At 60.0% G+C, this 12,339-nt stretch carries 11 protein-coding genes; 6 read left to right on the top strand and 5 right to left on the bottom strand.

The window, feature by feature from the left end; all coding sequences use genetic code 11:
• Nucleotides 1-313: 313 nt before the first annotated feature.
• The gene (locus CH271_RS20400) at nucleotides 314-1,234 is read right to left on the bottom strand and encodes a ParA family protein (RefSeq protein WP_230596598.1); all 921 of its coding nucleotides are present in this window, start codon (nucleotides 1,232-1,234) and stop codon (nucleotides 314-316) included.
• Nucleotides 1,235-3,404: 2,170 nt separating this feature from the next.
• Between CH271_RS20400 and CH271_RS20390 the strand changes: the two genes are divergently transcribed.
• The gene (locus tag CH271_RS20390; protein ID WP_032393649.1) at nucleotides 3,405-4,580 is read left to right on the top strand and encodes a tyrosine-type recombinase/integrase; all 1,176 of its coding nucleotides are present in this window, start codon (nucleotides 3,405-3,407) and stop codon (nucleotides 4,578-4,580) included.
• A gap of 58 nt (nucleotides 4,581-4,638) precedes the next feature.
• On the opposite strand, the gene CH271_RS29620 is transcribed toward CH271_RS20390, so the two are convergent.
• From CH271_RS29620 to CH271_RS20375, 3 genes are all read right to left on the bottom strand, one after another.
• The gene (locus CH271_RS29620; protein WP_369679412.1) at nucleotides 4,639-4,968 is read right to left on the bottom strand and encodes a DUF6527 family protein; all 330 of its coding nucleotides are present in this window, start codon (nucleotides 4,966-4,968) and stop codon (nucleotides 4,639-4,641) included.
• Between the two features lie 101 nt (nucleotides 4,969-5,069).
• Nucleotides 5,070-6,248: a ThiF family adenylyltransferase gene (locus tag CH271_RS20380; RefSeq protein ID WP_032393648.1), complete on the bottom strand. Its 1,179-nt coding sequence runs from the start codon at nucleotides 6,246-6,248 to the stop codon at nucleotides 5,070-5,072.
• The gene (locus tag CH271_RS20375) at nucleotides 6,223-6,492 is read right to left on the bottom strand and encodes a multiubiquitin domain-containing protein (RefSeq protein ID WP_032393647.1); all 270 of its coding nucleotides are present in this window, start codon (nucleotides 6,490-6,492) and stop codon (nucleotides 6,223-6,225) included. Before CH271_RS20375 ends, CH271_RS20380 begins: the two co-directional genes overlap by 26 nt.
• A 65-nt stretch (nucleotides 6,493-6,557) precedes the next feature.
• Here CH271_RS20375 and CH271_RS20370 point away from each other — a divergent pair, with 65 nt between their 5' ends.
• From CH271_RS20370 to CH271_RS20360, 3 genes are all read left to right on the top strand, one after another.
• Nucleotides 6,558-6,998, top strand: a complete 441-nt coding sequence (locus CH271_RS20370; protein WP_082322353.1) for a helix-turn-helix domain-containing protein — start codon at nucleotides 6,558-6,560, stop codon at nucleotides 6,996-6,998.
• A 37-nt stretch (nucleotides 6,999-7,035) separates the two neighbouring features.
• Nucleotides 7,036-7,581 (top strand): ImmA/IrrE family metallo-endopeptidase, encoded by a 546-nt coding sequence (locus CH271_RS20365; RefSeq protein ID WP_032393646.1) that lies wholly within the window; start codon nucleotides 7,036-7,038, stop codon nucleotides 7,579-7,581.
• Between the two features lie 216 nt (nucleotides 7,582-7,797).
• Entirely contained in the window at nucleotides 7,798-8,307 is a 510-nt protein-coding gene (locus CH271_RS20360) for a hypothetical protein (RefSeq protein ID WP_141216010.1), read from the top strand.
• Nucleotides 8,308-8,585: 278 nt separating this feature from the next.
• Here CH271_RS20360 and CH271_RS20355 read toward each other — a convergent pair whose 3' ends face one another.
• Nucleotides 8,586-9,548 carry a YVTN family beta-propeller repeat protein gene (locus CH271_RS20355; RefSeq protein WP_230596604.1) on the bottom strand — a complete coding sequence of 321 codons (963 nt, stop codon included), beginning with the start codon at nucleotides 9,546-9,548 and terminating at the stop codon, nucleotides 8,586-8,588.
• Between the two features lie 455 nt (nucleotides 9,549-10,003).
• Between CH271_RS20355 and CH271_RS20350 the strand changes: the two genes are divergently transcribed.
• Nucleotides 10,004-10,915 carry a DUF2971 domain-containing protein gene (locus CH271_RS20350; protein WP_032393644.1) on the top strand — a complete coding sequence of 304 codons (912 nt, stop codon included), beginning with the start codon at nucleotides 10,004-10,006 and terminating at the stop codon, nucleotides 10,913-10,915.
• A gap of 237 nt (nucleotides 10,916-11,152) precedes the next feature.
• On the top strand, nucleotides 11,153-12,148 hold the full coding sequence (locus CH271_RS20345; protein ID WP_230596596.1) for a hypothetical protein: 996 nt from the start codon (nucleotides 11,153-11,155) through the stop codon (nucleotides 12,146-12,148).
• Nucleotides 12,149-12,339 lie beyond the last annotated feature (191 nt).

The following is a 12,339-nucleotide window of genomic DNA, read 5'->3' as shown; positions in this document are numbered from 1 at the left end:
TCGTCGTTTGCCGCGGGTCCGTCTTCGAAGCCAACCGAAGCGCCTTCTCCCGTCACAGAAGCATCGTCCGCCCCCACGATTGCCAGCGCCTGGGGTCGCTCCTCGCGGAGCGGATCGAACGCTACGGGCCTATCAGCTGTGTTTCCACCCGTGCTTTTCTTCTGAGGGTCGGCGTCTGCACTCTCAACCAATTGCGGAGCGTTACTCCCGCCAGCCGCTGCGGCATCACGTACCAGGTTGAGAGGGGGAAGTAGATCGTCGAGATCGTTAAGAGCGTTCGGATCGAACGCGGCGGCACGACGCTTCCTTGTGCTCATGCGACGCCGCCCGCAACCGCGTCACGTTCAACGTTTGCAACACGACCTAAAATCTCGCGGGTGAGCCCTTGATAATCCGACGCAAGGCCGGATGGATCTCGCGACCACAACCGGTCAGTGGACTTGTTCTTCTGACGTAGCCTCTGCAATCGATTTTTCTGGTCCGATTCGGCGACGTCCACGAGCTCCAACGGAGTGAGATGGCGGGTCCGAAGGTCAACCGCGGCAGCACGGTCAGATCGAATGAATGTCTCGAACGGGTCCGCGCCGCTACCTTCGAGGAGCTCGTTGACCTGTTCGAAAACCTCACGGTTTCGTGCAGTCGCGCGGGGGTTTGTGTCGAAAAGGACCACGCCCAGCAGCTGAATAGACGACCCGGCTTTCCGTGCTCTGAGGTAGCGCATCGCCAACAGTTCGACGCCAGACAAGCTGGCGTCATCGTCCTTTGTGGGGACGACGAGGTAGCGGGCTGTACCTAGCAGGGCTTCAAGGAGTGGGGCATCACCCGGCCCGGAATCAATAAGCACCAGATCGTACTTTTCAGCGTCGTTCAGATTATTGAGCGTTTGAGTCAGATTGCGGCGCAGGTCGATTCCCGTTTGCGCGGCGGTCGCTGCGACAGATGCGACAACCGCCAGTGCAGGCCCACCAGCGATGACATCCAGGTTTGGGCGGACATCTCGAACAGGGGTGAGTGCCTGCGCAAATTGCAGCGCCATGCTGAGACCGCGTCCACCGTCTCCTTCGACTCCCAGGTCGGATGCCGAGACATTGGCCTGCTGGTCCGCGTCTACGACAAGTACGCGCCGCCCTGCGGCGGCGACCATGCCCGCCACGGCGGAGACAATTGAACTCTTACCGACACCGCCTTTCTGGTTCGCGACCAGCACTGTCCGAGAGATTCCGGTTGTCGTCACCCGTATGAAGGTACCGGAGAGCTGCAGTCCATGGGTACTGCGACACGCGCTGTAAAACGACTCCTTGTGGGGACGCATTTGAGGCTGTTGATCGGGTCGTTGACATTGCTGGCTGTAAGGTCAGTCTGCCGACCGAGTATGTGAACGCTGAAACGACTTGTTTTCAGTATTTGTCAAGGTACTTGCTATCGGTTGTGGTTGCAGCCCGACCAATGTCAATAGGTGCTGCTTCAAAAACAGCCGTTTCAATATCCTTGCACACTTCCAGACCAGTGGTCTTTAGCACGCTTGGTTGCACAGTCTTGGCACATTCCTGAGGTGTCGCTGTACGTAAGAACTTTGATGCTGACAGCAAAGCGGCTATTCATAAGCGCTTTAAAACGTACATATCACAGACCTATTCGCAGGTCATGGTTCCGACCCGACGGATGTCTGTATCTACGGTTTTAGATACGGACCCTCATATAGACGCTTGCATGGGCTTGTAACTGAACATTCCAACGTACAAACACATGACCGTATGAATGTTCAGTTACAGTACCTGCTGCGCGTCCATTCTTCCGCTCGTCGGTATGAGCATAGACGCGGCGATACATATGGTCTTATGTATGGGCTTGCGTATGGCCATATGTACGGCAGCAGGCAAACATGCAGGTCGTGTGCGCTATATCGTCCATATCATAGCACCGATGAGGTCGGTGAACGTCGGTTCTGTGCACCCGTGACACTGCGGCCATTGAAGCTCAACTAGACCCTATGCGGAAGTCTCGGGCCCCCCACCCTGTGGATGTCACTGCTCAGCGGCACGAGCGGGCAGAGAGGGCCTATGTTGGCACGCCACCCGTCGAGACCTTCACTATTCGGAGTCCCAGCGACGGAGACGCGGAACCAAGTACCGCCCTTGACCGGAACGAGCTGGACATCAGGCGTACGACGGAGACCACGACCCTCGGTGATGAGATAGGCGAAATGAGCTACACCCTCGACGCCGACCGCTGCCGAATGCGTGAAAATTGGACGACACAGCTCTGAACCGCAGCGGCTCGGCCGAGACGACCAGAACGGTAGCCAACAAAGCGTCGTTCGATGGGGAGGCGAGCGCTGCGCAGAACCAGCGCTGTCTACGTGACCTAATCTCAAGAGCTCTAGATGCGCCACCGTTGTACGCCTGGCAATAAGCATGGGTCTGTCCGGGCCTTAAGAGCGCGTAGTTAGGCGTGACCATCACGACCCCCATCGGAGCGTTCTTTCACTGCAACAAGCACACTCAGCGGAAGAACTCATGGACATATCTACAGCCCGACTTGTGGCCATACGTATGGCACGTTGTATGGCCGTGCGTATGGTCTTCTGCACTTTGCGACGGCGTTTGGCGAACATGTGGGGCAAGTGGCAGCAAGCGGCGTCTGCGGTGTGGATTGACGCGCCTGCGACGGGGGAGCGGGGCGAAGGTGACGCAACGTCACAGTGACGAATTGTGCGTGTCGTCGCCCAACTCCTTTCTGCACCCATGCCTTCACGGAAATTCTCTGAACACCACCACGAGAGCCGTCGTAATCTCACCGATATTGGCCGCCGCTCACCTTAACGTCATGGGGTCATGAGATTCCAACGGTGATCGGTCAGCCACGCGCCTCTTTCCGTAGGTGCGGCGTGACTCCGTAATCGCCTGTTCGCTGACACGATCGACTGCAGCAGCATCCGGCATCCGGCATCCGGACGCTACGCCTGTGCGGCGCGAGGGACTTGGTGCAGGGGTCCCGTGGCGCGCGGTGCTGGGCTTCGCAGCAAGATCGAACCCATCACGGCTCAGATGCACCCCAGCCACCACCACAGGTAGTGCGGCACTGAGTCAGTTTCACGGACATTTTGCGCCGGAAACTTAAGATACCGCCCTCAAGCCTCACACAGCATCTCGTTGCTACTGACACAGACTGGGGAAACTCTGCTGGCTCGTTAGGAAACCTGCAGGTAAAGCCACTTGCATCTGGTAGTAGCTCTCGGACCAGGATCACCGAATGTTTGGGCCGTTTCGAGCTGAGAAAAGTAACCCACGGTTTTATAGATATTGAATCTGTAAATTGCATTTTCCGCACCATCTTGGACAAACCACCAGTTCAGACTAGTTTTACACTGCGAACGTGTCGGTGACCTACGCTAGGCTGCCGATATGGACTTCCGACCGAGCCGAACGCCTGCGGCGATCACTGCCGTTGATCTCCCTGACGGTTCCCGGTCGGTGGCCGTCAAGCCGGAGATCCCGCCGGCCGTCGCGAAGCGAATCGCGACCGCTGTGCAGTCCTCTCGTTCCGAAGGAACACGCAAGACGTACGCCGCGGCGTGGAGACGCTTCACCACTTGGTGCGAGACGAATGGTCACGTGACGCTACCGGCGCACCCGATCACCGTCGCGGCCTATCTCGTCGACGCCGCAGACACCCGAAACGAAACAGGGGAGCGGGTTTACGCCGTCGCCACCTTCGGCACCTGGATCGCCGCGATCAACCACCAACACCGCACTACCGGACATCTGTCCCCGACGGCACACGAACTCGTCGCCGCAACCCTGTCCGGGATTCGGCGGGAGTACGCCGCCGCGGGGGACCGCCCCCGCACCCCACGAGATCCGCTGCTGGTCGACGACATCAAGCTCCTTGTCGGGACGGCCCGCGAACGTTGCCGGGGTTGGGCGGACGAAGTTCTGGAGCGCCGGGATTCGGCTATCCTGCTGCTCGGCTTCGCAGGCGCATTCCGCCGCAGCGAGTTATCGGAGATAGTCTGTGCAGACATCGCTGTGCATCGACACGACGGACTGCACGTGCGGCTACGGAAGTCGAAGACCGACCAGGAGGGCGGGGGAGCGGTCAAGGCGCTGCCGTACACCGACTCTCACGAGACCTGCCCGCCGTGTGCGTACGTCCGATGGGTCCAGGTTGTGGCCGCGTTCGATGCCGGCGGCCGTCCGTCGGTAATCCGCTTGCTCCGGAAGCCCGAGCCGTTCATCGGCCACGTGTGCCGCGGGGGAGTACCCCGCACTGCCGCCCGCGCACCACTACTCCGCGCCGTCGCCAAGAATGGGAATCTCAGTGCGACCGCGCTGTCCGGGGCCGCGATCCACCAGACCATCCGCCGCCGCGCTGACCACGCGGGCTTCAACCCGACTGCTCTCGCCAAGCTCGGCGGGCACTCGCTCCGCGCCGGGTTCGTTACGCAGGGCACCCGCAACGGTGCCGACGGATCGGCTATTGCACGCCAGACTGGACATGCCAGCCTTGACTCCGTCGAGGTGTACCGCCGCGAACACGCGCCCCTGATCGGAAACGCTGTGACAGACATTGGGCTCTAGTAGGTACGCAACGCTCTTCATCCGGCCCATACGGACCCGGTGATTGATACACGCGAACTTATGCAAACCAACGACGGACCCCGCGAACCCAGGCGCGCGGTGACCATGGTTCTCCAGACGCAGCGTGAGGGGTGTCGCAGTTCAGCTGAGCTCGGTCGTATTTCTCGATCGCGGCGCGGTCTTCGGCTCGGTTGTCAGCGATCTCTTTAGCCGTGAACTGGCGTCGCTGCATCACCTGATTGCGTCGTATCACGTAATGAGAACGGCACTTCAGTGACCAATTCCCAATCGATGGGTACATCGATACCGTCTCGCCGTCGAACACGAGCGACCACTGCGCTGGCGCGAGTGGGGCTATGACCTCCTCGCCGCACCCGCAGCAGCACATATGCCCGGTCGTCCGATATGTAATCGACACGTACAACACACCAGACCGCATCGGCGATGGAAAGGTGTCGATGAACTCCGGCGTCAGAGCCAGGACAGCGGTCACCGTCGCTCCTCGTTCGCGATCTCGTTGGTCGACAGGGCGTATGTCGAGAATCCCTCGTCGGTCAGATCGGCGTAGTAGCCGAGGTACCGCTTGAACCGGATGACGGCCAGCATTCCGTTGAGACAGTTCAGGTCTGAGGTTTGGATATTGCGGCCGTAGTCGTCCAGCCCGGGAGCGGCGGCCGGGATGAGTCCGCGGTCCCGGACATGATCACGGTGGCCTGGGACACTCGTAGTAACCCGGAGCAGTCCCGTGAGGTGGCCGTCGACCTCTTCTATTCCCATGCCGACATCGATGAACGGGACGTCGTGCTCTTCGAGCCAGTCGATGACGGGCTTCTTACTCGAGGCATCGTCGGACGCGAGAAACACGAACGTCGCTCCCTCTAGAATCCGGTCCACGTTGTCAACGTCGAGAAATTCTGGAACTGCACTGACATGACGGTGCATGCGGGAATAGATGTCGGCGAAGTATTTCGCTTTGTTGGGTCGCGTCCGCAGCATGGCCAGGTCCGGTGCGCCCGGCGCACGGAAGGCATTGTGGTTGTCGAAGCTGTCGCCATCGACGAGCGTCAATGCATCGATTTCGATCTTGGCCATCTGGTCGGCGATAAAGCTGCCGGTGCCTCCAAGCCCGACGACGACAACCCGCTGACCGCGATAGCGAGCGTTGAGTGCCGCGAGCCCTGCTCGCGATGATGCAGTGTCGCGGTAGTGGAACACGCTGTCATCCTCTACTTCCTGCCACGCGGCACCAGGGGTGGCGGTTGCGGTGGGATCGAGCGCCTGCGCGTGCTGAGCGACTATCCGAACGTAGGTCGTAATCTTCGAATACTCGTCCGGGTATCCATCTGGTGCCGGCTTGGACGAGAGCATGAAGTTCGCCACCTCGGTGGCGGTCATCTGATGGACCTCAGGTTGTGCAATGGTCAGCGGGACCCCGTGTTCATCGCACGGGGTGGACGCGCCAAGCCAGATACGGTGGTCAGTTCCTGAGACAACGGTATCCCCGGACACAGTGACCGGGTAGGTGAGAAACCCGTACGCGATGGTCCGCCCGGTCGTGACATAGGGGATATGCCGAACGATGAGGTGTCCCTGCTGAATGACGACGTCGTAGCCGTCGTCCAGTAGGCGCGCAAGGTCCGCGTCATGAGCGAGTGGTGCGGTGGACATCGAACACCATTCCGTCCTTGACTGCGACGCTCCGGCCAGCTGTGAGGGTGCCACTGCCGTGGCCATCGTGTCCGCGTGAGTAGCGGACCGTGATGTCCGTGTTCGGCTCGATTGCCTGTCCAGGATGCGCGAGCTCGACTATTTGCTCGTAGCTGATCTTGTTTTCGTCCCACTGGTGCCGGCGTGTGTTGATTACCAAGGTGACGGTGCGGTGACCGGCCTTCTCGGGTTCCTTATCGGACATATTGCTGGGTCCTTCCTGGTCTGCGACATCCCAAGTGATGCGCGCTTTGTCGATCAGTGCTCGATATGTCGAGCAAGTGCTACAGTATCACGTGTGATCGACATGTCGAGCAATGCAGGAAGAACGCAATCTTGACCCCGCCACCAGCGGTAAACGTAAAGGCACTCCATGACGCGCTAGACGCCGCGCGCGTCGAGGCCGACCTGTCGTGGCGCCAACTCGCGAAGGAGCTCGGTGTAAGCGCGTCCACCGTGTCCCGTATGGCTCAGGGGTTAAAGCCGGATGTAGCAGTTTTTGCCGCCATGACCACCTGGTTGCGAATGCCGGCGGAAGCGTTCTACATCACCAATACCCCGGGCGACCCAAATACCCCCGAACCCGAGCTTGTTGCTTCACTCACCCCGCTGCTGCGAGCGCGGCGCGACCTATCGGAAACCGACGTGGAATACCTACAGGAGGTCATCGGGGCCGCAGCCAGACGCTTCAAGGCCGAGCGGAAGAGCTGAAGGAGCTGTCGACGTCGTGCGTTGGACACAGAAGATCATGCGTGAGGTCGCCGAGGACGAGCGCTCCGAGCTCACTCTTGGTCCGTTGGACCCGCTGGACCCGTATGACCTTGCTGAAGCCCACGGCATCCCCATATACAGCTTGACCGACTGTGTCGACTACGGCCTGCCGCCTGAGGTGTTCGGACGCTTCACCGAACGAAATACCAGCTCGTGGTCAGCGATGCTTGTACCCCTTGGAACGGCCCGCATCATCGTCGAAAATGACAAGCACGCACCGGTTCGCAGGCGCTCGAACATCGCGCATGAACTCGGTCACCACCTGCTCGAGCACAAGTTCGATCAAGTCGTCCTCGGCGAAGACCACAAGCGGGTATTCGACGAACAGCAGGAGAAGCAAGCGACATTCATGGCCGGCGAACTTCTCATCCCACTCCAAGCCGCCGAACGCATGGCATTCGACGGGTGGGACAATTCCCGCGTCGCCGCTCGCTACGGTGTCAGCGAACAGTTTGCACAGATGCAGATGAAGGGCCAGCGCGTACGCGCCGAGCGTGCAGCTAGAAAGTTCGCCCGCCCGTAACTCCGTCACGCACCTACGAATCAGCACGAATTGGTCTCATTCGTCGTCGTTGAGTACGTCGGTTTACTTTGAATCGATGCGTCAAGGATGACGAACCGCAACGGCTACCAATCGAGTGCTGCCACAGGTAGGTACTGACCTAGGTTTCGCGGACGCGAGGTGTGGGAAGTATCAGACCGGTAGGTCGGGGATTCCTACAGAGAAGAAGACGATTTCATGCGTAAGCTTGTCGCCACCGTTCTGACCGGTTCAGCCACTACTTGTTTGTTGTTCGCCGCAGCCGCTCCCGCGTCTGCGGAGACAGGCCAAGTCAGTCAAAGTTTCATTTCGACGCCGAATGGAGACGGAACAAACACTTTGACGGCCACCTTCACCGCGCTAGACGACAGCGAAAACCTGGGCTACTGCGTGATACTCGACTTCGCGGCGCAGGATGCCGGTACTTCGATCGAGGTCTATGCCGATGCTCGCCGTGAGTCGGGCCCACAGGTGATTACGGTGGTCGATCCCTCTGTTGCGGATGGCACGTACGTGGTTGACTTTTCATGCTTGAGAGAGAACTACTCGGTCCTTGAGCAGACCCTTAGGTTCGGTGGCGATACGCCGCAGACGCTTCTCAACATTCCCGAGATTGTCGGCGAGCCTCAGGTGCCTGAGGTCCCCCCGGCGACTGATCCGGGTTGCTTCGGTTCAGCGTGCTTGCCCACCGGGTCGTTCGGGCGATGACCCGCGCCAACGCGTCATCGCCGTGTATTGGGTAACCACCCGGTACAGCCAACACATGATCTTCTCCCCTCCCAGCTGAATAGCGCATTTTGCGGTTGCTCTGTCAACTCAGCATCACGGTGCGGTAACCTGTCGATCGCGCACCGCTGGCTTGGGATGGTCGACATCGAATCACGGGGTTCTTATCCGTTGGATTCGGTGAATTGTCATCGCGAGCTGCAGGTGTAGGTCGACTTCTACTGGCTCGTCTCATCGGTAGACACGTAAACGACCAATTCCTAAAATGCCGATCCGGTGCTCGGGAGATCCACCGAACCAAAAGGCGGAGGCGGTACAACGGGCGGACCAGTTTGCGGATTCTTGGTAACAATGGTCACGTTGTTGTCTTGGCTAGTAACGTAGGCATCACTGCCGTTCGGGGAGACTGCAACCAGTTGGGCGCTTCCAGGAATCTCGAATCGCGCCTCTACAGACCCGGATGCGACGTCGACGGCGATCAACTCGCTGGGGAATCCCGAGGCCTCCACGAAGGCGGTCGTGCCGTCCGGAGTGACCCCCACACTCCCCAAACCTCCCCAAGCACTGTCCGCGACTGGTAGCACTGTTGCTGTGCGCCTAGTGGGATCATTGAGGTCAATCGCGTACAGAGTGTCTTCGACGGCTGCGAACAGCGTATCGCCGTCGGCGGTGATCGAGGAATCAAGTGGACTGCCGCCGAGTCCGTCGATTCGGTCGACGATTTCATCTGAGCTTGTATCAAGTTTCGCGACACCTCCACCGACTGTGACGTAGGCGTACCGACCGTCCGGACTGAGGTCGATGAAGGGCGCGCCCGCCTCGCCGAGCGATATCGTTTTCACCACGTCCAGTGACGACCCATCAATGACACTTACAGAGCCGTCGTACTGGCTTGAGGTGTAAATCTTGCGACCGTCTGGTGTTGCGGCGATTCCAAGGGGACCATCTCCTACTGGGATCGTGCGGATGACGGCGTTCATTCTCAGATCAACGACAGAAACTGTGTCGTCGACGTTGTTGGCGACGTACACCCGTGTGCCGTCAGAGGTGGGGGCGATTCCGACTGGGAATGTCCCGACTTGAACATCGGCGAGTAACGCTCTCGTACGGGTGTCGAAAATTCCGAGGAAGCCCGGTTCACCGTCAGGACCGTGAGTTACATACGCGCGTAATGCATCTGGCGAAAATGCGATTCCTTCGGCTAGACCTGGGGCGTCGAGCATGCCGGTCACAGCATAGGTGTCGGTGGGTGCCGCCGTGGCAGGCGATCCGACTAGGGCCGCGCCTACACTGAGAACTAGGCCAATCGACCAAGCCGTTGCGGAACGGCAGCTGATGATCCGACCCGGGAGTTCTGGGTTCTGTAAGCGCATCTGACTACTGTAACCAGCGACGACGTCGAGCCTCGGAGGCTCAGTGCGAACGTTCTCCTCGACTTAGGCGCATTCCTCGTTTTCGCGGGCATTCGCGGTGCAAATTGCTGTGTCCGCTCCTTTGACGGTGCGGTATCTGTCGCGGACGCCCCTTGAACAGTCCGAAAACCCACCCGACGGCCTTGGTGGTGAAAGTTGGCGACGCCAGGCCGCATCAGGAAGACACCGACCGAACGGTCGACCATGGCCAGCATGTGCTCGATCTCGCCGACAGCGGATGCGATTAACTCAGGCATCCTGGCTCTATGACCCATAACACCCTTGCCCAGCGCTCTCCCTCGCTCTATCACTACACCGACATCCACGGCCTGTTCGGCATTCTCGACAATCAGGTCCTGTGGGCTACCGATCTGAGATTCCTCAACGACCTCAGCGAGCAGAAACACGGGGAAGAACTACTGGACAGAGCGTTCGCAGACTGCATCGCGCAATATAGTTCAAAGTCCGTCCCAGTAGATGGCAGCAGCGATTACGGGATGGTAGACGCACTGAAAGACATCTGGGGCATCTCCCGACAAATTCGCGGTGACTACGAACCCACAGCCGTCCAGTACTCCGTCAGCTGCTTTTCCGAAGCACGTGATCAGCTAAGCCAATGGCGCGCGTATGCAGCCGACGGATATTGCTTGGAATTTGACACGTCCGATCTACTGGAACATCTGAAATTTGTCCCGCAGACCGGAACAAGCGCCGACCACGCCTTGGCCGCCGACATTAGGCCCGTCCACTACGGCGATACCGGTTACGAAGAACTGAAAGAGTTGGTCAAAACCACCGCGCGAGAATGTATCCCGCTCAACGAAACCGAATCCCATGGATCCTATCGTTCTGGACATAATATGAGCTGGGCAATGCGCATTGCTGCATATGCCATCTTCCTGAAAAGCGATGCGTTCACGGAAGAACGCGAGGTCAGAGCACTAATCAGCTCAGGCGACGCGATCACCACACCCGGAAGATTTGGCCTCGTCCCTCGAAGGGCCATTCCGATCCCGCGCAACCTCGTAAAGGCAGTCATGGTGGGCCCCAACGCGTACGCGGACCTTCAGGAGGCCTCGCTGAAAACCTACGGGGCTACCCACATGACAATGAATCAAAAAGGAACAGGACCTTACCGATTTCGAGTCGACAGGTCGGCGATACCCTTTCGACGGTAAATAGGCTTCTCGAAACGCGAAGACCCACACGATGCCGACAACAACCAGTGGCCTGCCCATCTCCGCTATAGCCTGTAGCTGCCGCTGGCCGACCCTTGGATTACCAACTGGAGGTTGGTCGGCTCTACAAAGACGCGGTCGCGGAAGTTGCTCGTCAACGGGTGTTGCCAAGGACCGCTCTGGGGTTTTCGCGTTCACTGGGCCAGACCGGTCGGCCGTCCCGGTACCGTCGCACCTGTGACACCGAGAATGAGCACGGTGAGCAGTTACAGCTACCAATGGTCGCTGTTCGTCGACTGGTGCGCCGCGGCCGACGTCGATGCGCTACCCGCGTCGCCGATCACGCTGGCCGAGTTCCTCGCCGAGAACCCCGCCGGCGACGCGGTTCAGCTGCGCCGGGTCTCCGCGATCAACCGCGCTCATCTCGACGCCGGCCTGCCCGCTCCCGGACGCGTCACCTCGATCCGGATCGCACTGGACTCGGCACGTAGCGACAGAACGATCCGGCGCGGCACGCAATACCAGGTGATCGCGGCTGGACTGCCGACCTCCGGATCGACGGCAGCACTGTTCGGCCGCCGCGACGCCGTCCTTCTCCTTCTTGCTGGAGTGGGCCTGTCCCACAGGGCTATTGCAGCTCTCGACCGCACAGACATCACCACCGACGGCGACAGTGTGTGGATCGGCGGCCGTCACCGAATTCGCATCGCTCCCAACGACGCCACCGATTTCGTGCCGGCCGCGATGTGGCACCGGTGGCACACGGTCCTGCAGTTCTCCGAGCGCTACCCCTCGACAGCTTTGCTGGCAGAACACTTGCAGCGCAACACTTTTCCCGATATGGCCGGGTTACCGGAGCGTCTCGGTCCGGTCGCGGTGCCGATCGACCGGTGGGGCCACCTGCCCCTGCCGGTCACGGCGATGACCGCGGCCGAGGTCGGAGCGGTGATTGCGGGGCACCGCACCGGCGATCCTCCACTGCACACTCCACGCCGACCCATCATCAGACCCAACGACAGTGCCGATCGGAGCGACCCGATCGCCGCGCCGGAGCCGGTATCTGCAGACCTCGACTCCGCGTATTACCGCGCGGGCGTCGAGGCACGTCGCCGCGCCCACACGGCGCTGGCCGACGTACCGGACATGGTCGACGACGTCGAGGACCGCATCGAACAGCTCCTCGAACGCACCCTGCAACTCCTCGACTCATCCGACAGCGGTGGTGGCACCTGACACATCGGGACCGAGATCCGGCGCACGGAGACCCCCGCCGTCGTACACCTCATCGAGCACAGCGATCGGACACCAACTCGTTGCCCCAAACGGGACCCAACACCTCAACGCAAAACCGCGACAAATGGCGTGTGGCCTACGGGCTCAGTCCCGGCACCCCTGTCAACATTTCATGACTACGAGGTAGCCAC

This window comes from Rhodococcus sp. 05-340-2, assembly GCF_002258915.1.
Taxonomy (GTDB): domain Bacteria; phylum Actinomycetota; class Actinomycetes; order Mycobacteriales; family Mycobacteriaceae; genus Rhodococcoides.
This window is presented reverse-complemented; position numbering and strand designations above follow the sequence as displayed.

What these genes read in the sequence shown, in the direction of transcription:
- CH271_RS20390 (WP_032393649.1), top strand. Translation starts at nt 3,405, where the DNA reads ATGGACTTCCGACCGAGCCGAACGCCTGCGGCGATCACTGCCGTTGAT.
- CH271_RS29620 (WP_369679412.1), bottom strand. Translation starts at nt 4,968, where the DNA reads ATGTGCTGCTGCGGGTGCGGCGAGGAGGTCATAGCCCCACTCGCGCCA.
- CH271_RS20380 (WP_032393648.1), bottom strand. Translation starts at nt 6,248, where the DNA reads ATGTCCACCGCACCACTCGCTCATGACGCGGACCTTGCGCGCCTACTG.
- CH271_RS20375 (WP_032393647.1), bottom strand. Translation starts at nt 6,492, where the DNA reads ATGTCCGATAAGGAACCCGAGAAGGCCGGTCACCGCACCGTCACCTTG.
- CH271_RS20370 (WP_082322353.1), top strand. Translation starts at nt 6,558, where the DNA reads ATGTCGAGCAAGTGCTACAGTATCACGTGTGATCGACATGTCGAGCAA.
- CH271_RS20365 (WP_032393646.1), top strand. Translation starts at nt 7,036, where the DNA reads ATGCGTGAGGTCGCCGAGGACGAGCGCTCCGAGCTCACTCTTGGTCCG.
- CH271_RS20360 (WP_141216010.1), top strand. Translation starts at nt 7,798, where the DNA reads ATGCGTAAGCTTGTCGCCACCGTTCTGACCGGTTCAGCCACTACTTGT.
- CH271_RS20355 (WP_230596604.1), bottom strand. Translation starts at nt 9,548, where the DNA reads ATGCTCGACGCCCCAGGTCTAGCCGAAGGAATCGCATTTTCGCCAGAT.
- CH271_RS20350 (WP_032393644.1), top strand. Translation starts at nt 10,004, where the DNA reads ATGACCCATAACACCCTTGCCCAGCGCTCTCCCTCGCTCTATCACTAC.